We start from the raw sequence: 23,976 nt of genomic DNA on the forward strand, positions 1-23,976 counted from the left end.
GTTCGAGCATTTCCACGACGAGGCGGCCGGCGCGCTCGCGGCGGAGCCGGCCAGTCCGCCAGCCGCGGCGGCGGCGTCCGCGCCCGCACCGCCACCACCCGCGCCCGCGATCCAGGCCAAGGCGGCGATGCGCGATGCGCCCCCCGCCGCGCGCAACGAGGCCGAACGCGCCGCCGACGCGACCACGCTCGATACCGTCAGCGTCGACGACCCCGGCGAGGACGTGCCGCCGGCGACCATGGATTCGCCGGAAGCCCGCGAGGCCTGGCTGGAACGGATCCGCGACCTGCTGCGGCAGGGCGAGGTCGATGCCGCCAAGGCCAGCCTCGCGGAATTCCGGCGTCGCCATCCCGACACCGCGCTGCCGCCGGACCTGCGCAAGCTCGAGCGCTGATCGCAGCGCCGCCAGCGGCTACCATGCACGCATGGATTCCCCCACCCCGGCGCCGGCCAAGGCGCCCATCGGCTCCCTGCGCGCGCTGTGGCCGTTCGTGCGCCGCCATCGCGGCCTGTTCGGCGCCTGGCTGTGCGCGCTGGCGCTGTCCTCCGCCGCCTCGCTGAGCCTGCCGGTCGCGTTCCGCACGATGATCGACGAAGGGTTCCGCAGCGGGAGCGCCGGCGACATCGACCGCGCCTTCCTGCTGCTGTTCGTGGTCGCGGTGGCACTGGCGGTCGCGACCGCCGCCCGCTTCTTCTTCGTCTCCCTGCTCGGCGAACGCGTGGTCGCCGACCTGCGCACCCAGTTGTATGCGCACCTCATCAGCCTCGATGCCGGCTTCCACGACCGCACCCGCAGCGGCGAACTGGTCTCGCGGCTGACCGCGGACGTGGAGCTGATCCGCAACATCGTCGGCAGCGTGATGTCGATCGCCCTGCGCAGCACCATCACCGCGGCGGGCGCGCTGGCGATGCTGTTCGTGACCAGCCCGCGGTTGGCGGCCTGGGCGCTGGTCGGGATCCCGGCCGCGGTGCTGCCGGTCGTGCTCGGTGCGCGCCGCATCCGCAAGATCTCCCGCCACAGCCAGGACCGCGTCGCGGATGCCAATGCCCTGGCCACCGAGACCCTGGGCGCGGTCCGCACGGTGCAGGCACATGCCCGCGAGGACTACGAACGCGGCCGCTTCGCCGATGCGGTGGCCAATGCGGTGGCCACCGCGCGCAAGCGGATCGGCGCGCAATCGCTGATGACCGGGACCACGATCACCCTGTTCTTCGGCGCGATCACGTTGGTGCTGTGGTCGGGCGCGCACGACGTCATCGCCGGCCGCATGAGCGCCGGCACGCTGATCCAGTTCGTGCTGTACGCGCTGTTCGGCGGCGGCTCGGTGGCTGCACTGGCCGAGGTGTGGAACGAGCTGCAGAAGGCCGCCGGCGGCATGGGCCGGATCAACGACCTGCTGCAGGAAGCGCCGGGCATCGTGCCGCCCACGGATCCGCAGCCGTTGCCGCTGCCGGTGCGCGGCGAGATCGTGTTCGAGGACGTGACCTTCCACTACCCGCAGCGCGCCGACACCGCCGCGCTCGCCGGCTTCCGGCTACGCGTCGCCCCGGGCGAGACCGTGGCCCTGGTCGGCCCTTCGGGCGCCGGCAAGAGCACGGTGCTGTCGCTGCTGCTGCGCTTCCACGACCCGCAGTCGGGGCGGATCCTGCTCGACGGCATCGATATCCGCCGGCTCGATCCGCTGCGCCTGCGCGAGGCGATCGGCCTGGTCCCGCAGGCGCCGACGATCTTCGCCGCCAGCGCGAGCGAGAACATCCGCTACGGGCGGCTGGACGCCAGCGACGACGAGGTGCGTCGCGCCGCCGAGGCCGCCGAGGCCGATGAATTCCTCGACGCGCTGCCCGAGGGCTTCGCCAGCGAGCTGGGCGAACGCGGCGCGCGCCTGTCCGGCGGCCAGCAACAACGCGTGGCGATCGCCCGCGCCCTGCTGAAGGACGCGCCGGTCCTGCTGCTCGACGAAGCGACGTCCGCGCTCGATGCGCAGAGCGAGCACGCGGTGCAGCACGCGCTGGAGAACCTGATGGCCGGCCGTACGACCCTGGTGATCGCGCATCGGCTGGCGACCATCCTCAAGGCCGACCGCATCGTGGTGATGGACGCGGGCCGGATCGTCGCCGAGGGCACCCACGCCGAATTGCTGGCGCAGGGCGGCCTGTACGCCGACCTCGCCAGGCTGCAGTTCCTCGACTGACCGCAATGGCCCCGATCCTGGTCACCGGCGGCTCCGGCTTCATCGCCGCGCATGCGATCGCGCGGCTGCTGGCCGAAGGCCATACCGTGCGGACCACGGTGCGCGGCCCTGCGCGCGCGGACGCGGTGCTGGCGATGCTGGCGCAGGCCGGCGTCGAACCCGGGGACAGGCTGCGCTTCCACCACGCGAACCTCACCGAGGATGCCGGCTGGACAGCGGCGGTCGCCGGCTGCGCCGGGGTGCTGCACGTCGCCTCGCCCTTCCCCGAGCGCCTGCCGCGGCATCCCGACGAGCTGATCGTGCCGGCGCGCGACGGTGCCCTGCGCGTGCTGCGCGCGGCGCGCGATGCCGGCGTGCGGCGGGTGGTGCTGACCTCGTCGTTCGCGGCGGTGGGCTACGGCCATCCCGACCGCGACGCGCCCTACGACGAGGCGAGCTGGACCGACCTCGAGGGTCCCGGCATCTCGCCCTACATCGCCTCCAAGACCCTCGCCGAACGCGCGGCCTGGGACTTCATCGCGCGCGAGGGCGGCGGCCTCGAACTGTCCGTGGTCAACCCGGTCGGCGTGTTCGGCCCGGTGCTCGGCGCCGACTTCGCGACCTCGGTGCTGCTGGTGCAACGCCTGCTCGACGGCGCGTTGCCCGGCTGCCCGCGCCTGGAGTTCGGGGTGGTGGACGTGCGCGACGTGGTCGACCTGCACCTGCGCGCATTGCATGCGCCGGCCGCCGCGGGCGAACGCTTCCTCGCCACCGCAGGCGACTTCATGTGGGTGCGCGACATGGCGCAGGTCCTGCGCACGCGCCTGGGCGACGATGCGCGGCGGGTGCCGAACCGCACTCTGCCCGACTGGCTGGTGAAGCTGGCGGCCTTGGCCGATCCCGCGGTGAAGCAGATCCTGCCGGAACTCGGGCGGCGCAAGAACGCGAGCAGCGACAAGGCGCGACGCCTGCTGGAGTGGGCGCCGCGCAGCCGCGAGGACGCCTTGGTCGCGACCGCCGCGAGCCTGCGCGCGCAAGGCCTGTTGCGCGCCTGATCCCGCCCGTGGCGCAGAAAAAAGCCCCGCCAAGGCGGGGCTTCAAGATGCCTGCGCGCGCTGCGCTCAGGCGACGGGCTTGACCCCGGCGGCCTGTGCGCCCTTGGCGCCCTGCTGTACTTCGTAGCTGACCCGCTGGCCTTCCTGCAGGCTGCGGAACCCCTTCGCATCGATCGCCGAGAAATGCACGAAGACGTCTGCGCTGCCGTCCTCGGGGGAGATGAAGCCGAACCCCTTGGCGTCGTTGAACCACTTCACGGTGCCGTACTGCATGGTGCGATGACCTCTTGCGTGAGCGTTGCCGGAAATGCCGCCGCATGCGGCGGCGCGAGCGAGTATGCAACAACCGGCGACGCTTGCAACGGCGGCCGTTATCCGGCGAGCAAGGCCCCGAGCAGCGCGGGCACGCCCGCCATCGCCGCGGCCACGTTGTCCAGCACGTCCTGCAGGGTGATCACCTCGTCGACGTCCGGACCGGCACCGGCGGCCCAGTTCGCGACGATGGCGAGGCTCGCGTAGTCCAGCCCGAGCTCGCGGGCCAGGCCGGCTTCCGGCATCCCGGTCATGCCAACCAGGTCGCAGCCGTCCCGGCGCATGCGTGCGATCTCGGCACGCGTCTCCAGCCGCGGCCCCTGGGTGGCGCCATAGCAGCCGCCGTCGACGACCGCCACGCCCGCGCGCGTCGCGGCGGCCATGACCTCGGCGCGCAGCGACGGCGTGTAGGGATCGCCGAAGTCGACGTGCAGCACCTCGCTGCCCGGCTCTTCGCACAGGGTCGAAATGCGGCCCCAGGTGTAGTCGATCAGCTGGTCCGGGCAGGCCAGCACGCGCGGACCGAAGCGCTCGGTGATGCCGCCCACCGTGTTGAGCGCCAGCACGCGGCGCGCGCCGAGCGCCTTCAACGCGGCGAGGTTGGCGCGATAGTTGATCCGGTGCGGCGGCAGCGAATGCCCCTCGCCGTGGCGGGCGAGGAAGGCCACCCGCTTGCCGGCACACAGGCCGACCCGGATCGGCCCGGACGGCGCACCGTAGGCGGTGACCGGCTGGTGGGATGCGACGTCGGCCAGTGCGCCCAGCGCGTAGACGCCTGTGCCGCCGATCACCGCGAGTTCGATGGTCATCTTTTGCTCTTCCCTCGGATCACTTCGATGAGCATGCACGTGCCGGTGGCGCTTTGCCGGACTCTCGGCGACATGGATGTCGCCGAGAAGCCTACATGGACGTATTCACGGCGTGTCCGGCAAAGCGCCGCCGGCGCGGGCATGCAACGCGTTTACTCACCCAATGCGTAGATGACCGGCAGGTTGCGCCCCTGCTCGTGGAAATCCATGCCGTAGCCGAACACGTACGCATCCGGCACCTGCACGCCGACATGGTCGGCGCAGATGCCCTCGACGCAGCGGTCGTGCACCTTCTCCGCCAGCACCGCCACCCGCACTTCGGTCGCGCCCTGGTCCTCGCACCAATGCTTGACCGCGAGCAGGGTATGGCCCTCGTCGAGGATGTCGTCGGCGAGCAGCACCTTGCGCCCGCGCATCGGCGTGGCCGGCCGGTGCAGCCACGCCAGCCCGGAGCCGGTGGTCTGGCCGCGGTAGCGGGTGGCGTGCAGGTAGTCGAATTCCAGGTCCAGCCCAAGTTCGCCCAGCGCGAACGCGAGCTGCGCCGCGAACGGCAGCCCGCCGTTCATCACCGTCAGGTACAGCGGCACCTCGCCCTCGGCATAGGCCGCGCGGATCTCGCCGGCCATGCGCACGATCGCGGCTTCCAGCGTCGCGCGGTCGTGGACCACGCACGCGGTGGCCAGCGCATCCGCCAACTTCGGCGCGCTCATGCGATCCCCTCCACGCGGACGTAACCGGCATCGTTGGCGCCCGACGTCGCCGCCGCATCGGCATCCGCCACCGGCACCCCCGCCAGCCGCGCCTGCGCCACGTCGCGACGGGCATCGGCGAGCAAGGCATCCCAGCCGAGCGCGCCGCGACCCAGCAACCCGGCCAGCGCCATGGTGTCGGAACGACGACCAGCCATCGCGGCCAGGGCTTCCGGCACGAGGTCCGGATGGCAGACCGGCACCACGTCGCAGCCGGCATCGAGGTGCGCGTCGATGCGGGCCTTCACCCCGCCCGCGCCGAATGCCGCGGCCATGCCGATGTCGTCGGCGAACACCACGCCGCGGAAGCCCATGTCCTGGCGCAGGATCTCCTTGATCCAGCGCGGCGAGTAGCCGGCGGGTTCCGGCGCCACCTGCGGATAGGTCACGTGCGCCATCATCACCGCGTCGGCACCGGCGGCGATGCCGGCTTGGAACGGCACCAGGTCGAGCGCGCGCAGCGCCTCGAGCGGGCGATCGTCCACCGCCACCTCGTAGTGCGTGTCCTCGGGCACCGAGCCATGTCCCGGGAAGTGCTTGAGGGTCGCGGCCATGCCGGCCTCGTGCATGCCTTCGACGTAGGTGCGCGCGAACGCGGCGACCACCTCCGGCGCCGGCGAGAACGCGCGGTTGCCGATCGCGCGGTTGCCGCGCCCGAGGTCGACCACCGGCGCGAAGCTGAGGTCCACGCCGGTCGCGCGCACTTCGCTGGCCATCAGCCACGCGTGCTCGCGGGCCAACGCCAATGCGGCCGCGGGATCGCGCCGGTACAACGCATCGAAGCCCTGCAGCGGCGGCAGTGCGCTGTAACCGTCGCGGAAGCGTTGCACGCGACCGCCTTCCTGGTCCACGCAGACCAGCAGCGGGCGCGGCGCGGCCTCGCGCAACGAGGCGGTGAGTTCCGCCACCTGCCCGCGCGAGGCGAAGTTGCGGGCGAACAGGATCACGCCGGCGCAGGCGTCGTGGTGCAGCCACTCGCGCTCATGCGGCGCGAGCGTGTGTCCGGCGATGCCGATGATCAGCATGACGCGGGCTCCTCCAGGTCCAGGGCACGGCGTTCGTCGCCTTGCCATTGCGAATACGGGCGCGCGGCGAGCGCGAGGTTGTAGTAGCGCTGCGCGTGCGTCGCCTCCGGTCCCAGCCAGGCGGGCCGCTCGAAGGCTTCGTCGACGTCGTCCAGCTCGATCTCGGCGACCACCAGGCCGGCGTTGTCGCCGAGGAATTCGTCGATCTCCCACAGGTGGCCGGCGCGTTGGACGTAGTGCCGCCGCTTCTCGACGATGCCGCCCACGCACAGCGCGAGCAGCGCGCGCGCATCGGCGACCGGGATTTCGTAGTCGAATTCCTGCCGGCTCGGGCCCGCTTCGCGGGACTTGATGTTGAGGAAGGCGGCATCGCCCTCGATGCGCACGCGCACCGAGGCCTGCATCGCGCCGGAATCGACCATGGCCAGGTCGTTGAGGTAGCCCTGCGCCATCGGCACCACCCGCTGCGCGGCGGCGCGCCAGTCGTCGCCGACGACGAGGAACTTGCGCTCGATCTCGATGCCCATCCTCAGCCCTTCTTCGGCGGGTCGAACACCGCGATCGATTCGACGTGCGCGGTATGCGGGAACATGTCCATGACCCCGGCCTCGCGCAGGGTCCAGCCCGCCTCGTTGACCAGCCAGCCGGCGTCGCGCGCCAGCGAGCCCGGGTGGCAGCTCACGTAGACGATGCGCTTCAGGCCCTTCAGCGGCAGCTGCTTGAGCACCTCGATCGCGCCCGAGCGCGCCGGGTCGAGCAGGAGCTTGTCGAACCCCGCCTTCAGCCACGGCTGGCCGGCGAGGTCCTGCGCCAGGTCGGCGGCGAAGAACTGCAGGTTGCCCAGGCCGTTGCGTTCGGCGTTCGCACGGGCGCGCTGCACCAGCCCGGCATCGCCCTCCACGCCGACCACGGCGCCGTCGCCGCTGGCGCGCGCCAACGGCAGGGTGAAGTTGCCGAGGCCGCAGAACAGGTCGAGCACGCGCTCGCCCGGCTGCACGTCGAGCAAGTCCAGTGCCCGCGCGATCATCGCCTCGTTGAGCTTGGCGTTGACCTGGATGAAGTCGAGCGGGCGGAACAGCAGGTCCACATCCCATTGCGGCATCCGGAACGTCAGCTGCGGCGCCTCGCCCGACAATGGCTGCACCGAGTCGATGCCGCCCGGCTGCAGGAAGATCGCGAAGCCCTGTTCGGCGCCGAACGCCTCGAGCCTGGCCTTGTCGGCATCGGACAGCGGTTGCAGGTGGCGGAACACCAGCGCGGTCCGTGCCTCGCCGGCGATGAATTCGATCTGCGGGATGTCGCGGCGCGCATCCAGCCCGTCGACCAGCGCACCGAGCTCGGCCACCTTGAAGCCCAGCTGCGGGACCACGACATGGCATTCGGCGATGTCGGCGACGAAGCGCGGGTCCTGCTCGCGGAACCCGACCAGCGTCTTGTCCTTCTTCTCGACCCGGCGCACCGAGAACCGGCCCTTGCGGCGGTAGCCCCAGCTGTCGCCACGCAGCGGCGGCAACACCGTTGCCGGGGCGACATGACCGATGCGCTGCAAGTTATCCAGTAGGACCTGCTGCTTGTAGGCGATCTGCCGGTCCTCGGCCAGGTGCTGCAACACGCAGCCGCCGCAGGTGCCGAAATGCGGGCAGCGCGGCGTGACGCGGTCGGGGGACGCCGCGATGACCTCCAGCGTCTTCGCCTCGTCGAAATGCCTGGAGCGCGCGGTTTGCTGCACGCTCACCGTCTCGCCCGGCAAGGCGCCGGCCACGAACACGGTCTTGCCGGCATGCGCATCGCCTTCGGGCCAGCGCGCCACGCCGCGGCCGTCGTGGCTGAGGTCGACGATGGAAACGGTCTTCGGGGTCTGGTCGAGGCGGGCCACGGGAACGGGGACGGCGGATGGCCGCCTATTGTCGCAGATGCCGGCGCGCCGACGGCCCGCGACGGCGGGCCGCCAGGTGCCGTACCAACCGGCTTATTTCTGCTTCCAGGCGCCGCCGGACTGGTACCACCAGCCCGCCTTGGCGCTGGCCACCCACTGCCGCGCGAACACCTCGCGGATCTGCGCTTCCCACTCCGGATGGCCGTTGGCCACCGCGATCTCGCGGTACACCGCCTTGCGGTCGCGGTTGTCGTCGGCGACCGCGGCGTTCACCGCCACCCGGTCCTTCAACTCCAGCTTGCCGGCATCGCGCACCGCGACCATGCCGTCGGCGGTGAAGCCCAGCGCGCCGCTGTCGAAGCCGCCGCGCAGGCTGGCGTCGAAGCGGCTTTCCATGCGCGCCTGGATCGCCTGGATCGCCGGCGTCTTGATGGTGATGTCCGGCGCCGACTGCGCCTGCGCGCTGCCGATGCCGACCAGCATCCAAGGATCGAAATCGAAGCGACGCTCGAGCATCGCCATCCCGCCACCGCCCGCCGGGGTTTGCTTGACCTCGACCTTGTCGGCCTGGTCGATCACCTTCTCCACGAACTCGCGGGCAGCTTCCTTCGCTTCCGCCGCCGGGAAATACACATTGATCGTCACGCAGGCGCTGAGCAGCAAGGCACCTGCCACCGGGATCCCCAACCATTGCCGCATCGCATCGCTCCTCGTCATTCGACCACCGGGGCCACTTCGCCCGAACCGACCGCGCGCAGGCGTTCGACCAGGGTGGGCCAATCCACGGACCTGTTGTAGCCGACCACGTCCAGCCGCGGCAGGCCCGCACCTTGGACGATAGTAAACGCGCCCTGCCCCTGACCTTGGTGTGAATGGGGCAAGCCGGACATGCTGCAGACCTCATTGGCGAGGCGGCAGCCGATGCCGAGGCGGCGGTAGCCGAAGTCGTCGAAGAAGCCGATCAGCCGGCCCTGCAGGCTGGTCACGAACGAGGCATCGCCCACGCTGCTGATGTCCTGCACCGCGCTCTGGCTGATCCGCTGTGGGACCTCGGGCGCGGGATCGCTCTCCAGCCAGGCGTCGAAGGCGACCGGCGTCCAGTCGACCAGGCGCAGGCCGTCGATGCGGCCGTCGAGGCGGCCGGTGACGCTGCCGAAGCCCAGCACCTCGGTCAGCCGCAGCAGGTCGAGGTCCTCGAAGGTGATGTCCGCGCCGAGGCTGGGCGCAGTCCCGAACGGGCGCTCCAGCGCCAGCGAGGTGAACACCACCTGGCCGTCGAACAGTTGCATCGACAGGCCGCCGTCGAAGTCCACGCGCTCGTTGGCGTAGTGCGCGTTCGGGATCGCCCCGCTCAGGCGACCCTGGAACGCCGGCAGCCCGACCACCTGCGAGACCCGCCCGAAATCGACATCGTCGAGCACCAGCCCGAAGCGGATGTCGGCGCCGGCGTCGCCCCGCGGCGGGCGGATGACCACGTCGTGCACCGTCAGGCGGCCGCCCATGAATGGCATCCGCGCGTCCTCGCGGAACCGCAGCACGCCGTCCGCGCTGGCGAACGGCAGCCGTGCCTCGCCGAACTCCAGGCCATAGAGCTTGCCGCCATTCCAAGCGAGTGCGCTCTCCACCGCCGCGCCCGCGGAGTAGCGCAGGTCGCCTTGCAAGCCGTCGAACACGAAGCGCTGCGCGGGGTCGCGGATGTCCACGCCCTGCAGCCGGGCATCGATGCGCGACAGCCCCGCCGCGTCGACCTCGGCGGCGACCTGCAGCGCGCCATGCAGGTCGAGTTCGCCCAGCCCGGCCAGGCCCAGCCAACCTGAGAGGTAGCGCGAGCGCACCGGCGCAAGGTCGTCGCTGCGCGCATCCACGTGCATCCGGGTCAGCGCGCCGGCGGTGTCGAAGGCCAGCGAGGCAGTTGCCTGCAGGGCGGCGCCATCCCGCCAGGCGAGGCGCGGCACGCGCCAGCCGGCGCCGGTCGCGCGCCGGGCCGCGACTTCCAGCCCGATCGGCGTCTCCGGCAGGGCCACGTAGGTATTGCCGGCGAGCAGCTGGCCACCGCGGAGCTGGCCATCGACGTCGACCGCCGCGGCGTCGGCAGCGCTGCGATAGCGGATGGCGAGGTCAGCGCCCACGCCTTCGGCGGCGATGCTGGCATCCGCCGTTTCCAGCGCCACGTCGCGCAGCCGCAACGGTCCTTCCACGCGCAGCGCGCCGCCGCTCGGCGCAGTGACCAGCAGGCGCCCGGCCAGCGTGCCGCGGTTCAAGCGGGCGTCCGCCCACGCCTGGGCGACGAGCGCCTGCACCCATGCCACCGGCACCTGCCGCAGGTCGAGGGTAGTGAGGTCGGGGCTGGCCGCATCGCGTTCCAGCGCCACCCGCGCGCCACCCCGCGACAATGCCGCGTGCGTGCTCGACGCATCGAACGCGACCTCCAGTTGCAGCGGCGCGCCGTTGCCGGCACGCAATGCGCCCGCGCAGCGCCAGCCGGCATCCTCGGCGCGGCGGAGCGGGCAGCGCCAGTGCAGGTCGCGCCAGCGGTAGCCGAGGTCGGCCGCATCCGCCCGCGCGACCCATACCTGCAAATCGCCGACCGCCGCATCCGCAGGCCAGTCCACGCGCAGGCGGACCTCCTCGAGCGTCGCGACCGGGGTGTCGACCCGCGCGATGCGGGCCTGCATCGTCCGCGCGCCGGCCAGCGCGGGCACGAGCAGTGCCAGGCAGGCCAGTAAGATGGGGATGCGCCGCATGCCCGCAGCATACCCAGCCCGCCGGAGTCCGCGATGAATCCCCGCCTGCCCTGCCTGCTGCTGGTCGAGGACGACCCCGTGAGCGCAGCATTCCTGCGCGATGCCGCGGCCACGTTGCCGGCCCGGGTGGTCGGCGCCGGCACGCTCGCCGAGGCCATGGCCGAAGCCGCCGCCACCCGATTCGACCTGTGGCTGGTCGACGCCAACCTGCCGGACGGACGCGGCGAATCGCTGCTGCAGGCGCTGCGCGCGTGCGGCGATGCCACGCCCGCGCTCGCCCACACCGCAGCCGCCGACGCGCCGATGCGCGAACGCCTGCTCGCGGCGGGGTTCGCCGACGTGCTGTGCAAGCCGATCGGCGTGCCCGACCTGCATGCCGCGCTGCTTCGTCACTTGCCGGGAGCCCCCGGCGCGCCGGCCTGGGACGACGAGGCGGCGCGTACCGCGCTCGGCGGCGAGCAGGCGCACGTCGACGCCTTGCGCGCGCTGTTCCTGCAGGAGTTGCCCGGCCAGCGCGAGCGGATCAGGGCCGCGGCCGCGACGGGCGACCACGCGGCGATGCGCGACGCGCTGCACCGCCTGGTCGCCAGCTGCGGCTTCGTCGGTGCGGCGCGGCTGGCCGAGGCCGTGCGGGCGTTGCAGGCATCGCCCGGCGATGCCGACCGGCGGCAACGCTTCGATGCGGCAGCCGGCGCGCTGCTCGACTAGTCGCCGGGCGCTGGCGCCAGCCGTGCCAGCGTGCCGAGCATGTCCCAGGAGGCGAGACCGCGCCCGCCGAGGTGGTGCAACAGGACTGCGCGCATCGGCAGGCGCAGGCTGGCCAGGTCGGCGGCCGGCGGCGGCTGGTCGGCGGCCAGCGCGAGCAGGGCCAGGCCGGTGGCGCTTTCGCGGCGCTCGCCGGCGCGTTCCCCCAGTACGCGGCGCGGGCCGTGCTCGGCCTCCAGCCGGTAGCGCGCCGCGGGATCGATGCCGGCGCCGTCGCCGTCGCACTGCCATTCGAAGCCCAGGCCGAGCGCCTCCAGCAGGTCGCGCTCGAAGCGACGCAGCAGCCAGGCCAGCGGCTCGCCGGCGCGCAGGCGTTCGCGCGCGCGCGCATAGGCCAGGTGCAGTTCCGGCTGCGGCGCCAGGCGCGGCGACAGACGCAGGCAGAGTTCATTGAGGTAGAAACCGGCCATCGCCGCATCGCCCTGCAACAGCGGCGCGGCATCGACCGCCTCCGCGGAAGCCAGTTGCGCGAGCTCGCCCCGCTGCACGGCATCGAAGCGGATCGACTGCAGCGGTTGCAGGGCGGCGCGCAACACGTGGCGCTTCGGTCCCTGCACCCCGCGCGCGACCAGGCCGACGCGGCCGTGCCCGGCGCTCAGCACTTCGACCAGCAGGCTGGTCTCGCGCCAGGGGCGCGCATGCAGGACGAAGGCGGGTTCGGCGGCGTAGCGCATGCCCGATCGCTAAAACCCGTTCACGATCCGTCGCGAGCGATGGCAGGCGGCCAGTGGCGAATCGCAGGAAGCGGAGTGGATGTGCCGATCCACGGGCATTCCGAGCATCGCACGCTGGCCGTATGCCGAGCGCAGCAGGCGCGTGAACGGGTTTTCAGTCGTGGTAGCCAAGCGCGCGCAGTGCCGCCTCGTCGTCGCTCCAGCCTTCGCGCACGCGCACCCACGTCTGCAGGAAGACCTTGGCATCGAACAGGCGCTCCATCTGCTGGCGCGCGCGGCTGCCGATCTCGCGCAGGCGTTCGCCGCCCTTGCCGATCACGATCGCCTTCTGGCCCTCGCGCTCGACCCAGACCACGGCGTCGATGCGGTACATCACGCCGGCCCTGGGCGAGGGTTCCTCCTCGAACTTCTCGATCTCGACCGTGGTCGCGTACGGCAGCTCCTCGCCGAGCTGGCGCATCAGCTGCTCGCGCACCAGTTCACCGGCCAGGAAGCGCTGGCTCTTGTCGGTGATCTCGTCCTCGCCGTACATCGGCGCCGCCTCGGGCACCAGCCCCAGCAGCGTCTGCACCAGCGCGTCCAGACCGCTGCGCTTGAGCGCCGAGAGCGGGTGCACCGCGGCGAAATCGCGGCCCTCGGCGACCTGCGCGATGAACGGCAGCAGCGCGCCCTTGTCCTTGATCCGGTCGACCTGGTTGACCACCAGCACCACCGGCAGGCCGGCATCGCGCAGCGCGTCGTAGGCCAGCCCGTCCTCGGCGTCCCAGCGCCCGGCCTCGATCACCAGCACGGCCGCGTCCACGCCTTCCAGCGCGCCGCGCGCCGCGCGGTTGAGCATGCGGTTCATCGCCTTGCCCGAGCGCCGCCCCTGTTCGCCGTGGATGCCGGGCGTGTCCACCAGCTGCAGCTGCCCGCCCGGGAAGGTGGCGATGCCCAGCAGGCGGTGCCGGGTGGTCTGCGGGCGGTTGGAGGTGATGCTGACCTTGGCGCCCACCAGCGCGTTCACCAGCGTCGACTTGCCGACGTTGGGACGGCCGATGACCGCGATCGCGCCGCTGCGCTGCGCGCCGGCGGCCTGGGGTTCGTCGTTCATGCTTCGATGATCCGTAATGCGGCGTCCGCCGCCTGTTGTTCCGCCGCCCGGCGCGAGCTGCCCTCGCCCTCGGTGCGCACCGGCGGTTCGTCCAGTGTGCAACTGGCGCGGAAGATGCGCGCGTGGTCCTCGCCCCCTTCCTCGACCACCGCGTACAGCGGCAGCGGCTTGCCGCGCCCCTGCAGCCATTCCTGCAGGCGGGTCTTGGCGTCCTTGCCGACCTTGTTCGGCGGCGGCAGCGCCTCGATCATGCCCGCGAACCACGGCAGCACCACGTCGCGGCAGGTCGCGAAATCGCTGTCGAGGTAGATCGCGGCGACCAGCGCCTCCACCGCATCGGCGAGGATCGAATCGCGGCGGTGCCCGCCGGTCTTCATCTCGCCGGGCCCCAGCGCCAGCCGCGGCCCGAGGTCGAGCTGGCGTGCGATCGAGGCCAGCGCGGATTCGCGCACCAGCTCGGCGCGGGCACGGGTCAGTGCGCCTTCGTCGGCCTTGGGCCAGTATCGGTACAGCGCCTCCGCGACAAATTGGTTGACCAGCGCGTCGCCGAGGAATTCCAGGCGTTCGTTGTGCGGGCTGCCGGCGCTGCGGTGGGTCAGCGCCTGCGCCAGCAACGCCGGATCGCGGAACGCATGCCCGCCGGGCGCCCGCGCCCCGGCTTCATTCGCCGCCGGCACCACGCGCCATCACTTGCTCGGCATGGAACTTGCCGACCACGTCCAGGTTGGCGATCAGGGCTTCGCGGCGCTCGTAGTCGACCAGCAGGTCGTAGCCGGCATCGGTCGTTTCGATCTTGAGCATCTCCGGCTTGATCACGGAGACGTAGTCGATCTGCATGTGCCGGGCGAAGCTCGCGCGGATCTTGTCCTTCGGGGCGTTGGCCAGGTCGGCTTCCTTGGCCATGCTGGCCAGCGCCTTCTTCACCGAATAGAACTCGATGTACATCGGGACGATCTTCATCGCGCAGTAAGCCAGGAGGATCACCACCGACAGGGTGATCAGGAACCCGAGCATGGTCATGCCGCTTTGCAGGCGCTTCATCGTGGTACTCCCCTCTCCGTTCGTCCAACGTGGCTCAAGGAATCCGGCTGCCGATGCGCGAGGCATCCACCCAGCGGTCGGCGCTGCTGTCGAAGTTCATCCAGACCAGGAACGCCTTGCCGCGCAGGTTGGCCTCCGGCAGGAATCCCCAGAAACGGCTGTCCTCGCTGTTGTCCCGATTATCGCCCATCACGAAGTAATGCCCCGGCGGGACGATCCACTCCCCTTCGCCCTGCCCTTGCGGGAGGAACGCGACATCGGGGTGCTCCAGGACAAAATGCGGACGTCCCGGCAGGCCTTCGGTCAATTCGGTGGCGCCGGTCGCATCGGCACCCTGGCCCACGCCCTGGTAGATGCGCTCCACCCGGTACGGCAGCCGCTTGCCGTTGATGCTGACCTGGTTGTCGTGGTACGCGACGGTATCGCCCGGGACGCCGATGACCCGCTTGATCCAGTCCTCGCGCGGATGGTGCGGCGGCCGGAACACGACCACGTCGCCGCGCTCGGGCTCGCCGATGTCGATGAACTTCTTGTTGGTGATCGGCCAACGCAGCCCGTAGGCGAACTTGTTGACCAGGATGAAGTCGCCGATCAGCAGCGTGGGCATCATCGAACTGGACGGGATCCGGAACGGTTCCGCGATGAAGCTGCGCAGGCCGAGCACCAGCACGAGGATCGGGAAGAACGCCTTGGAATAGTCCACCAGCACGGGCTCGCGCGCCGGCTCCAGCGGCCCTGCCGCCACCGCGCGCCGCTTCGCCAGGACCAGCTTGTCCAGCAGCCACACCAGCCCGCTCAGCGCGGTCAGCACCACCAGGATCGTCTCGAACCACACCATCATGCCGCGTCCTCCTGAAACCCCCGGCCCTTCCGTGGGGTCGCCTCGCACCTGGAGGCCGGCGGGCGCCCACCCGCCACGCGGGGGCTGCCCATGCCCGGAGTGTAGCCCGCCGCCGGCATCCGGCCGCGGGGCACCCCGTGGCGCGCCGGCCCTACTTGTTGTCGACCTGCAGCACGGCGAGGAAGGCCTCCTGCGGGATCTCCACCCGCCCGACCTGCTTCATCCGCTTCTTGCCTTCCTTCTGCTTCTCCAGCAGCTTCTTCTTGCGCGTCGCGTCGCCGCCGTAGCACTTGGCCAGCACGTTCTTGCGCAAGGCCTTGACCGTGGTGCGGGCGATGATCTGCGCCCCGATGGCGGCCTGGATCGCGACGTCGAACATCTGCCGCGGGATCAGGTCCTTCATCTTCTCGGTCAGCTCGCGCCCGCGACGGTCCGCATGCGAGCGATGCACGATGATCGACAGCGCATCCACCTTGTCGCCGTTGATCAGGGTGTCCACGCGCACGAACGGGCCGGCCTCGAAGCGCAGGAAGTGGTAGTCCAGCGACGCGTAGCCGCGGCTGACCGACTTCAGCTTGTCGAAGAAGTCCAGCACCACCTCGGCCATCGGCAGTTCGTAGCTCACCTGCACCTGGCTGGCCATGTAGGTGATGCCGACCTGGACCCCGCGCTTCTCCTCGCACAGCTTGATCACGTTGCCGATGTAGTCCGGCGGGGTGAGGATGTTGGCGCGGATGATCGGCTCGCGGATCTCCTGCACCATGTTGACCGGCGGCAGCTTGGCCGGGTTGTCCATCGGCACGATGCCGCCGTCGGTCTTCAGCACCTCGTAGACCACGGTCGGCGCGGTGCTGATCAGGTTGAGGTCGTACTCGCGCTCCAGGCGCTCCTGCACAATCTCCATGTGCAGCATGCCGAGGAAGCCGCAGCGGAAGCCGAAGCCCATCGCCTCCGAGCTCTCCGGCTCGAAGCGCAGGGCTGCATCGTTGAGGCGCAGCTTCTCCAGCGCCTCGCGCAGCGCCGGGTAGTCCTCCGCATCCACCGGGAACAGGCCGGCGAACACGCGCGGCTGCATCTCCTGGAAGCCCGGCAGGGGCGCCGGCGCGGGATCGTTGGCGAGGGTCAGGGTGTCGCCGACCGGTGCGCCGTGCACGTCCTTGATCGATGCGGTGATCCAGCCCACTTCGCCGGCGGACAACTTCGGCAGCACCTTGCGCTTGGGCGTGAACACGCCGACCGCGTCGACCTGGTGGGCGCGCCCGGTGCTCATCACCAGCATCTTGTCGCCGGGCTTGAGTTCGCCCTGCATGACCCGCACCAGCGAGACCACGCCGAGGTAGTTGTCGAACCACGAGTCGATGATCAGCGCCTGCAGCTTGTCGGTGTCGCGCGGGACCGGCGGCGGGATGCGCTGCACGATGGCCTCGAGCACGTCGCCGACGTTGAGCCCGGTCTTGGCCGAGATCGCCACGGCATCGGCGGCATCGATGCCGATCACCGCCTCGATCTCCTCCTTCACCTTGTCGATGTCGGCGGTGGGCAGGTCGATCTTGTTCAGCACCGGCACCACTTCCAGGCCCTGCTCCACCGCGGTGTAGCAGTTGGCGACGGACTGCGCCTCCACGCCCTGCGCGGCGTCGACCACCAGCAGCGCGCCTTCGCAGGCGGCCAGCGAGCGGCTGACCTCGTAGCTGAAGTCCACGTGGCCCGGGGTATCGATGAAGTTCAGCTGGTAGGTGGTGCCGTCCTTCGCCTTGTACGGCAGCGACACCGACTGCGCCTTGATGGTGATGCCGCGCTCGCGCTCGATCGGGTTCGAGTCGAGCACCTGCGCCTCCATCTCGCGGTCCTGCAGGCCGCCGCAGAGCTGGATGATGCGGTCGGCCAAGGTCGACTTGCCGTGGTCGACGTGGGCGATGATCGAGAAGTTGCGGATGAACCGCATGGCGTCGGGCTGCATGGGGACGTGCTGTGCGAATCTTCGGGGGGCTGCGCCGGCCGCGCGGGCGGCTGGCGTCCAGTCAACGGAACATTATCGCACAGCGGCGCCCCCGCCCCGTCCGGGCCAGGGCGCCGAGGCCGGGCGGTCAATCCTCGCCCGGCGTAACGGTGAGGTACTGCGTGCCGCCGCCACGGCGCACCAGCAGCATCACCGGCTTGCCGGCGCCGGCCGCGCGCAATTGCGCGTCCAGCGCGGCCACGCTGCCGACGTCGTTGCGGCCCACCGCCAGGATCACGTCGCCGGCGCGGAGGCCGGCCTCGCGGGCGGCGATGCCGTCGACCCGCGCGACGCGCACGCCCTCGCCGGGCTGCAGGCCGAGCCGGCTGCGCTGCTGCGCATCGAGGTTCTCGCCGATGATGCCGAGCGCATTCGCCGGCGCCGCGGCCGGCGCGCGCGGGGCCAGCTCGCCCGCGTCCGGATCGTTCGCGGCGGCACGCTCGTCCAGCGCGTTGAGGGTCGCGGTCACCGTGCGCGGCTTGCCGTCGCGGATCAACTCGATCCGCACTTTCGCGCCCGGCGCCATCCCGCCGATGATCGGCGGCAGGTCGCTGTACTCGTTGATCGGCTGGCCATCCACGCTGCGGATCACGTCCAGCGCGATGATCCCCGCCTTCTCCGCGGGGCCGCCCGGGACCACGCGCTTGACCATCGCGCCGCGATCGTCTGGGAGGTTCAGCGCACGCGCCTCGTCGCGGCCCATCGGCTGCATCTCGATGCCCAGCTGCCCGCGGGTGACCTTGCCGGTGGCCTTGAGCTGCTGCACGGCGTTCATCGCCACGTCGATCGGGATGGCGAAGCTCACGCCCATGTAGCCGCCGGAATTGCTGAAGATCTGCGAATTGATGCCGACCACCTGGCCGCGCGTATCCAGCAGCGGGCCGCCGGAATTGCCGCGGTTGATCGCCACGTCGGTCTGGATGAAGGGGACGTAGCGCTGGTTGGCGTAGGGATTGGCGCGGCCGACCGCGCTGACGATGCCGGCGGTCACCGAATGGTCCAGCCCGAACGGCGAGCCGATCGCGACCACCCACTGGCCGGACTTCAGCGCCTTGGAGTCGCCGATGCGCAACGTGGGCAGCCCGCTCGCGGCGATCTTCAGCAGGGCGACGTCGGACTGCTCGTCGCTGCCGACGACCTTCGCGGTGAACTCGCGGCGGTCGGCCAGGCGGATGCGCACGGTATCGGCGCCATCGACCACGTGGTGGTTGGTCAGCACGTAGCCGTCTGCGGAGATGATGAACCCGGTGCCCTGCGACACCCCGCGCGGGCGCGCGCCGCCCTCGGGCATGCCCGGCATAGGCATGCCGGGGCCGAAGAAGCGGCGGAAGAACTCGGGCACCTCGTCATCGTCCGGCGCATCCGGCACCTGCGGCTGCGCGCGTTGCGCGGTCGCCGCCGGCTTGCCGCCGGCTTCCGCCTCGACGCTGACCACCGCCGGTCCGACCCGGTCCACCAGCAGGGTGAAATCGGGCAGCCCCGCGACCAGTTCCGGCGCCGGCGCGGCGGCCTGCGACTGCGCATGCGCGGAGGAGTACCAGCCGGCGGTGCCGCCGGCGGCGACCGCCAGTGCGGCGGAGAGCAGGACGGGGCGGAGCAGCGCGGCACGCGGGGTGTCGACGGGCATCGTGGGATCCTCGTGGGGTGCGAATCGTGGAAATGCGGCGACGCCGTCTCAGGGACGCGGGGCGTCCTCGGCAGGGCTCGCCTGCGAGGCTGGGTCGTCCTGCGGCGCGGCCTCGGCGAGGGCGGCATGCGGCGCCGGCAAGCCGGCCAGCGCGGGCGGTGCCGCGAACGGATTGCCTTCGGACAACAGCGCACGCGGGGCGTCGCCGAAGCCCACGGCCAGCCCCTCGTTCGCGTACTGCGGCAGGATCGTGCGCGGCCAGGGCTTGGCCACCAGCTCGGTGGCGGGCGCCGGGACCTCGGCGACCAGGGCGGGGACTGCGGCATCGGGGCGGGCGCCCTGGCGCGGACCGGCACCGACGGGACGGCGGGACTCGCGCAGCGGGCGCGCGACGGCCGCCACGGCGGTGGCTGCGGCAAGCGCCTGTTGCGCGGCGCCCTCCCCGGATGCGCCACGATCGGGGGCGTGCACCGGTGCCGGGGCGGGATCGGCCACCTGCGTGGTGGCCACCCGGGCCGGGATCGACACGCCGGCGGGGGTTGCATCGGGTGCCTGGCGGGCCATCAGCGCAACCATCGCCAGCGAGGCGGCCATCGCCCCGCCCACGCCCCAGCGCACCCAGGACGGCGCGGTGGCATTGCGCGCGGCAGGCATCGCGACCGGCGGCGCGTCGTGCAGGGCGGCGGCGACGCGCGCGGCGAAATCGGCAGGCAGGCGCTGCGCGGGAGCGAGCCCGCGCAGGGTTTCGCCGGCGATGCGCCAGCGTTCCCAACATCCGGCGAGGGCATCGTCGTGCCGCAGGCGGCGCAGCAGGAAACGGGTCTGGTCAGCCGGCAGGGCGCTGTCCATCAGCGCCGACAATTGTTCGCGGCTGCTCAGTTGGGTGAGGTCGTTGGCGGCGTGGTCGGTGTTCATGTCGGTCGCTTTCATGCGTGCGAACGCTTGCGGGCGGTGTCGTCCTGGTCGAGCAGCGGCTTCATCCGTGCATCGATGGCCTCGCGGGCGCGGAAGATGCGGGAACGGACGGTGCCGATGGGGCAATCCATGCGCTCGGCGATCTCCTCGTAGCTCATGCCTTCCACTTCGCGGAAGGTGATCGCGTCGCGCAGTTCGGGCGGCAGTTCTTCGACCGCGCGCAGCACCGTTTGTTCCAGCTGCTGGCGCATCAGTTCGCGCTCGGGGGTGTCGTTGTCGCGCAGGCGCAGGCCGGACTCGAACTGCTCGGCATCCTCCAGCTCGATGTCGTCGGCGGGCGGGCGGCGGTTGTGCGAGACCAGGTGGTTCTTGGCGGTGTTCACCGCGATCCGGTGCAGCCAGGTGGAGAACTGCGCGTCGCCGCGGAACCCGCCGATCGCCCGGTAGGCGCGGATGAAGGTGTCCTGCGCGACGTCCTGCACTTCCGCCCAGTCATGGATGTAGCGCGAAATGAGCGCACCGACCCTGTGCTGGTACTTGCGCACCAGCAGGTCGAAGGCGGCGCTGTCCCCGCGCTGCACGCGGGCGACGAGATCCTGGTCCAGCGCTTCCGACACGTCATCCTCGGCCATCGCGTGCCGGTCCCCCGTTGGGCCCGGCGTCCGGGCGTTGTGACCATCCTGCGCCGCGGAAGTTCCCGCGACCGTTCCTACCTGAAGCCGGTTTGACACGTATTCAAGTGCACGCGGGCTAGGATACGGGTTCCTCCATACTCCTCCGGATCGTACGCCCATGGCCGACGCCTCCGCCGCGCGCTTCGATGGCCTCCGTCTCCGCCACTGGCGCCCCGAGCCGCGCCCCGATGGGGTGCTGGTGCTGTACTTCGACCGCGCCGATGCCGCGGTCAACGCGTTCTCGCAGGACGCGCTGCTGGAACTCGCCGCGGCGCTGGAACGGATCGCGCTGGATCCGCCGAAGGGCGTGGTCGTCGCCTCCGGCAAGGCCAGCGGCTTCATCGCCGGCGCCGACCTCAAGGAATTCCAGGAGTTCGATCGCAAGGGCACGGTGGACGACGCGATCCGCCGCGGCCAGGTGGTGTTCCAGTCGCTGGCCCGCCTGCCCTGCCCCACCGTCGCGGCGATCCACGGCTTCTGCATGGGCGGCGGCACCGAAATCTCGCTGGCCTGCCGCTACCGGGTGGCGAGCAACGATCCCTCCACCCGCATCGGCCTGCCCGAAGTGCAGCTCGGCATCTTCCCGGGCTGGGGCGGCAGCGCCCGCCTGCCGCGCCTCGTCGGCGCGCCGGCGGCGATGGACATGATGCTGACCGGCCGCGCGCTGTCGGCGAGCGCCGCCCGCGGCATCGGCCTGGTCGACAAGGTGGTCGAGCCGGCGAACCTGGTCGACGCGGCGGCAACGCTCGCGTTGCGCGGCACCACCCGCCCGTTCAAGCAACGCGTGCTGGGCTGGGCGACCAACACCCTGCTCGCGCGCAAACTGCTGGCGCCGCAGATGACCAAGCAGGTCGCGCGCAAGGCGCCCAAGGCGTTCTACCCGGCGCCGCATGCGCTGATCGCGACCTGGGAACGGGCCGGCGGCAAGGGCCTGCAGGGACGGCTGGATGCCGAACGCCGCGCGGTAGTGAAACTCGCCGGCACGCCCACAGCGCGCAACCTGATCCGCATCTTCTTCCTCACCGAGCGCCTGAAGGCGCTGGGCAAGGGTGACCCCGGGATCGCCCGCGTCCACGTGGTCGGCGCCGGCGTGATGGGCGGCGACATCGCCGCGTGGGCGGCCTACAAGGGCTTCGAGGTCACCCTGCAGGACCGCGAGCAGCGCTTCATCGACCCGGCCCTGCAGCGCGCGCAGGCGCTGTTCGAGAAGAAGGTCAAGGATCCGGCCAAGCGGCCGGCGGTGGCGGCGCGACTGAAGGGCGACCTCGCCGGCGATGGCGCGGCCACCGCCGACCTGGTGATCGAGGCGATCATCGAGAACCCCGATGCCAAGCGCGCGCTGTACGAAACCCTCGAGCCGCGGCTGAAGGCGGATGCGCTCCTGACCACCAATACCTCGTCGATCCCGCTGGTCGAGTTGCGCGAGCACATCGACCGCCCGGCGCAGTTCGCCGGCCTGCACTACTTCAACCCGGTGGCGCAGATGCCGCTGGTCGAAATCATCCACCACGACCGCATGGCGCCGGAGACCGAACGCCGGCTCGCCGCGTTCTGCAAGGCGCTGGGCAAGTTCCCGGTGCCGGTCGCAGGCACCCCGGGCTTCCTGGTCAACCGCGTGCTGTTCCCGTACATGCTCGAAGCCGCCACCGCCCATGCCGACGGCATCCCCGGCGCGGTCATCGACAAGGCCGCGGTGAAGTTCGGCATGCCGATGGGGCCGATCGAACTGCTCGACACCGTGGGACTGGACGTGGCGGCCGGCGTGGGCAGGGAGTTGGCGCCGTTCCTCGGCCTGCAGGTCCCGGCGGCGCTGGGCGGGGTCGAGGCCGGCAAGCGCGGCAAGAAGGACGGCCAGGGCCTGTACGCCTGGAAGGACGGGAAGGCGGTCAAGCCCGAGGTGCCGGCAGGCTACGAGGCGCCGGCCGACCTCGAGGACCGGCTGATCCTGCCGCTGCTCAACGAGGCGGTGGCCTGCCTGCACGACAGCGTGGTCGCCGATGCCGACCTGCTCGATGCGGGGGTGATCTTCGGTACCGGCTTCGCGCCGTTCCGCGGCGGCCCGATCGCGCACATCCGCAGCGTCGGCCCGGACGCCCTGGTCGCGCGGTTGCAGGCGCTGCAGGCCACGCACGGCGAGCGCTTCGCCCCGCGCCCGGGCTGGGACAACCCGGCCCTGCGCGAAGCCAATCCCTGAGGTTGGCCGCACCCTGTCCGTCGCCGCACACGCGGCAGCGGCGTCACATCGTCTGGGTCGGCTGCTCGGCGCTGAGGGTACCCGCCAGCACGGTCTCGATCTTGCCCCGCACCGATTCGCCTTCGGCGGTGTCCGCGAACTGCACGCCGATCCCGGCTGTGCGGTTGCCCTGGGCACCGGTGGGCGTCACCCAGCAGACCTTCCCGGCGACCGGCAACCGCTCGGAGGAATCCGGCAAGGTGAGCAGCAGGAAGACCTCATCGCCGATGAAGTAGCGCCGCGTGGTCGGCACGAAGATCCCGCCCTGCCGGATGTACGGCATGTACGCGTTGTACAGCGCGGCCTTGTCCTTGACCACCAGCGACAGGATGCCTTGCCGCGCGCCGCCCGCTCCACTCATGCGCCAGTCCCCATCAGTTGCTCCATGCCACCAGCCCCTCGGCGACGGCGAGGTCGGCGCGCACCGTGGTGCGCAACAACCCACGCGCCCGGTTGGCGGCGTCGAATCGCGCGGCCAGCCTGCGGGTTCGCACCGGATCGGTCAAGCCCGAGGCCTCGCGCAACGCGAGGTCCGCCAGGTGCTGCAAGCGCTCCGCAGCGCGCCCGTCGGCCACCCAACGCGCAGCCAAATCCACGGCGGCCGCCTGGCCGCGCTGCAGGGCCTGCGCATCGGCGGCGACCTCGCGCCGCAACGCCAGCCCATCGCCCGCGAGCCAGGCATCGGCCAGCCCCGGATCGCCGCGCGCCGCATCCAGCGCCTCTTCGGCCAAGGCCTGCGCATGCCCGCGGCCACGCAGCCAGGCCAGCGCCTCGTCGCGTGGCGGCAGGCGCAGCTCGAGGCGTTGGCATCGGCTGCGGATGGTGGCCGGCAAGCGCGCGGGATCGGCGCACAACAGCCACAGGTAGCGGCCCGGCTGCGGCTCCTCCAGCGTCTTCAGCAAGGCGTTGAAGGCGTTCCAGTTGATCGCCTCCACTGGATCGACGATGACGATCTGCGCACCGCCGAGCTGCGCGGTCAGGCCCAGCTTTTCGGAGATCGCGCGGACCTGCTCGATTACCAGCTCGGTGCGCGGTTTGCCGGTTTTCTGGTTGACCTCGTGGCCGACCAGCAACAGGTCGGGATGCGCGCTGTGGCCCCAGGGATGCGCGGGCATTCCATCCGGCCGCACCTCCATCGGGTCGTACTGGGCGCGGCTGGCGAACAGGTGGCAGGCCTTGCAGTGGCCGCAGGGTTCACCGTCGGCCTGCGGTGCCTGGCACAGGACGCGTTGGGCGAGGCGTTCGGCGAGCACGCGCTTGCCGATACGGGCGGGGCCGACGACCAGCGTCGCGTGGCCGAAGTGCCCGGCATCGATCGCCGCGCAGGCCTGGGCGTAGGCGCGCTGCTGCCAGGGCGCGAGCGGCGGCAGCAG

Annotated in this window: 23 protein-coding genes and 1 pseudogene; 5 read left to right on the forward strand and 19 right to left on the reverse strand. The window is 71.4% G+C overall.

Features of this window, described 5'->3' with window-relative positions; all coding sequences use genetic code 11:
* The 3 genes and pseudogenes from ON759_RS03690 to ON759_RS03700 form a co-directional block, all read left to right on the forward strand.
* Nucleotides 1–394, forward strand: a pseudogene (locus tag ON759_RS03690) (hypothetical protein); the annotation flags it as partial.
* Between the two features lie 31 nt (nt 395–425).
* Nucleotides 426–2,192 carry an ABC transporter transmembrane domain-containing protein gene (locus ON759_RS03695; protein WP_271679024.1) on the forward strand — a complete coding sequence of 589 codons (1,767 nt, stop codon included), beginning with the start codon at nt 426–428 and terminating at the stop codon, nt 2,190–2,192.
* 5 nt (nt 2,193–2,197) lie between these two features.
* Nucleotides 2,198–3,226 (forward strand): NAD-dependent epimerase/dehydratase family protein, encoded by a 1,029-nt coding sequence (locus tag ON759_RS03700; RefSeq protein ID WP_271679025.1) that lies wholly within the window; start codon nt 2,198–2,200, stop codon nt 3,224–3,226.
* A gap of 66 nt (nt 3,227–3,292) precedes the next feature.
* On the opposite strand, the gene ON759_RS03705 is transcribed toward ON759_RS03700, so the two are convergent.
* From ON759_RS03705 to ON759_RS03740, 8 genes are all read right to left on the reverse strand, one after another.
* Nucleotides 3,293–3,499 carry a cold-shock protein gene (locus ON759_RS03705; protein WP_271679026.1) on the reverse strand — a complete coding sequence of 69 codons (207 nt, stop codon included), beginning with the start codon at nt 3,497–3,499 and terminating at the stop codon, nt 3,293–3,295.
* Between the two features lie 98 nt (nt 3,500–3,597).
* Nucleotides 3,598–4,347 (reverse strand): S-methyl-5'-thioinosine phosphorylase, encoded by a 750-nt coding sequence (locus tag ON759_RS03710; RefSeq protein WP_271679027.1) that lies wholly within the window; start codon nt 4,345–4,347, stop codon nt 3,598–3,600.
* Between the two features lie 152 nt (nt 4,348–4,499).
* Nucleotides 4,500–5,057, reverse strand: a complete 558-nt coding sequence (locus ON759_RS03715) for a hypoxanthine-guanine phosphoribosyltransferase (RefSeq protein ID WP_271679028.1) — start codon at nt 5,055–5,057, stop codon at nt 4,500–4,502.
* Nucleotides 5,054–6,121, reverse strand: coding sequence for a beta-N-acetylhexosaminidase (nagZ, locus tag ON759_RS03720; protein WP_271679029.1), 1,068 nt, complete (start codon nt 6,119–6,121; stop codon nt 5,054–5,056). The genes ON759_RS03715 and nagZ overlap by 4 nt, the downstream gene beginning before the upstream one ends.
* Nucleotides 6,115–6,648 carry a CYTH domain-containing protein gene (locus ON759_RS03725; protein ID WP_271679030.1) on the reverse strand — a complete coding sequence of 178 codons (534 nt, stop codon included), beginning with the start codon at nt 6,646–6,648 and terminating at the stop codon, nt 6,115–6,117. The genes nagZ and ON759_RS03725 overlap by 7 nt, the downstream gene beginning before the upstream one ends.
* A 2-nt stretch (nt 6,649–6,650) precedes the next feature.
* On the reverse strand, nt 6,651–7,997 hold the full coding sequence (gene rlmD / locus ON759_RS03730; protein ID WP_271679031.1) for a 23S rRNA (uracil(1939)-C(5))-methyltransferase RlmD: 1,347 nt from the start codon (nt 7,995–7,997) through the stop codon (nt 6,651–6,653).
* Between the two features lie 93 nt (nt 7,998–8,090).
* Nucleotides 8,091–8,696, reverse strand: a complete 606-nt coding sequence (locus ON759_RS03735) for a YdbL family probable chaperone protein (RefSeq protein ID WP_271679032.1) — start codon at nt 8,694–8,696, stop codon at nt 8,091–8,093.
* A gap of 14 nt (nt 8,697–8,710) precedes the next feature.
* Nucleotides 8,711–10,741 carry an intermembrane phospholipid transport YdbH family protein gene (locus tag ON759_RS03740; protein ID WP_271679033.1) on the reverse strand — a complete coding sequence of 677 codons (2,031 nt, stop codon included), beginning with the start codon at nt 10,739–10,741 and terminating at the stop codon, nt 8,711–8,713.
* Between the two features lie 33 nt (nt 10,742–10,774).
* Between ON759_RS03740 and ON759_RS03745 the strand changes: the two genes are divergently transcribed.
* Complete coding sequence (locus ON759_RS03745; protein ID WP_271679034.1) at nt 10,775–11,449, forward strand: response regulator; 675 nt, start codon at nt 10,775–10,777, stop codon at nt 11,447–11,449.
* Here ON759_RS03745 and recO read toward each other — a convergent pair.
* From recO to rpoE, 9 genes are all read right to left on the reverse strand, one after another.
* Nucleotides 11,446–12,180 carry a DNA repair protein RecO gene (gene recO / locus ON759_RS03750; RefSeq protein WP_271679035.1) on the reverse strand — a complete coding sequence of 245 codons (735 nt, stop codon included), beginning with the start codon at nt 12,178–12,180 and terminating at the stop codon, nt 11,446–11,448. The genes ON759_RS03745 and recO overlap by 4 nt on opposite strands.
* A gap of 154 nt (nt 12,181–12,334) precedes the next feature.
* Nucleotides 12,335–13,273: a GTPase Era gene (era, locus tag ON759_RS03755; protein WP_271679036.1), complete on the reverse strand. Its 939-nt coding sequence runs from the start codon at nt 13,271–13,273 to the stop codon at nt 12,335–12,337.
* A complete protein-coding gene (gene rnc / locus ON759_RS03760; RefSeq protein WP_271679037.1) occupies nt 13,270–13,950 on the reverse strand; it encodes a ribonuclease III in 681 nt (226 codons plus the stop codon). Before rnc ends, era begins: the two co-directional genes overlap by 4 nt.
* Entirely contained in the window at nt 13,934–14,314 is a 381-nt protein-coding gene (locus tag ON759_RS03765; RefSeq protein WP_271679038.1) for a DUF4845 domain-containing protein, read from the reverse strand. The genes rnc and ON759_RS03765 overlap by 17 nt, the downstream gene beginning before the upstream one ends.
* A 34-nt stretch (nt 14,315–14,348) precedes the next feature.
* The gene (lepB, locus tag ON759_RS03770) at nt 14,349–15,152 is read right to left on the reverse strand and encodes a signal peptidase I (RefSeq protein WP_271679558.1); all 804 of its coding nucleotides are present in this window, start codon (nt 15,150–15,152) and stop codon (nt 14,349–14,351) included.
* A 154-nt stretch (nt 15,153–15,306) separates the two neighbouring features.
* Nucleotides 15,307–17,100, reverse strand: a complete 1,794-nt coding sequence (lepA, locus tag ON759_RS03775; protein ID WP_271679559.1) for a translation elongation factor 4 — start codon at nt 17,098–17,100, stop codon at nt 15,307–15,309.
* A 142-nt stretch (nt 17,101–17,242) separates the two neighbouring features.
* Nucleotides 17,243–18,781: a Do family serine endopeptidase gene (locus ON759_RS03780; protein ID WP_345780542.1), complete on the reverse strand. Its 1,539-nt coding sequence runs from the start codon at nt 18,779–18,781 to the stop codon at nt 17,243–17,245.
* 48 nt (nt 18,782–18,829) lie between these two features.
* Nucleotides 18,830–19,711 (reverse strand): RseA family anti-sigma factor, encoded by an 882-nt coding sequence (locus tag ON759_RS03785; RefSeq protein WP_271679039.1) that lies wholly within the window; start codon nt 19,709–19,711, stop codon nt 18,830–18,832.
* Nucleotides 19,708–20,328, reverse strand: a complete 621-nt coding sequence (gene rpoE / locus ON759_RS03790) for an RNA polymerase sigma factor RpoE (RefSeq protein WP_271679040.1) — start codon at nt 20,326–20,328, stop codon at nt 19,708–19,710. Before rpoE ends, ON759_RS03785 begins: the two co-directional genes overlap by 4 nt.
* 160 nt (nt 20,329–20,488) lie before the next feature.
* On the opposite strand from rpoE, the gene ON759_RS03795 reads away from it, so the two are divergent.
* A complete protein-coding gene (locus tag ON759_RS03795; protein WP_271679041.1) occupies nt 20,489–22,564 on the forward strand; it encodes a 3-hydroxyacyl-CoA dehydrogenase NAD-binding domain-containing protein in 2,076 nt (691 codons plus the stop codon).
* Between the two features lie 43 nt (nt 22,565–22,607).
* On the opposite strand, the gene ON759_RS03800 is transcribed toward ON759_RS03795, so the two are convergent.
* Both ON759_RS03800 and ON759_RS03805 read right to left on the reverse strand, forming a co-directional pair.
* Nucleotides 22,608–22,964 carry a PilZ domain-containing protein gene (locus ON759_RS03800; protein ID WP_271679042.1) on the reverse strand — a complete coding sequence of 119 codons (357 nt, stop codon included), beginning with the start codon at nt 22,962–22,964 and terminating at the stop codon, nt 22,608–22,610.
* 13 nt (nt 22,965–22,977) lie between these two features.
* Nucleotides 22,978–23,976, reverse strand: a complete 999-nt coding sequence (locus ON759_RS03805) for a DNA polymerase III subunit delta' (RefSeq protein WP_374379029.1) — start codon at nt 23,974–23,976, stop codon at nt 22,978–22,980.

Origin of the sequence: Thermomonas mangrovi, from assembly GCF_028201335.1 — a bacterium.
Lineage (GTDB): Bacteria > Pseudomonadota > Gammaproteobacteria > Xanthomonadales > Xanthomonadaceae > Thermomonas > Thermomonas mangrovi.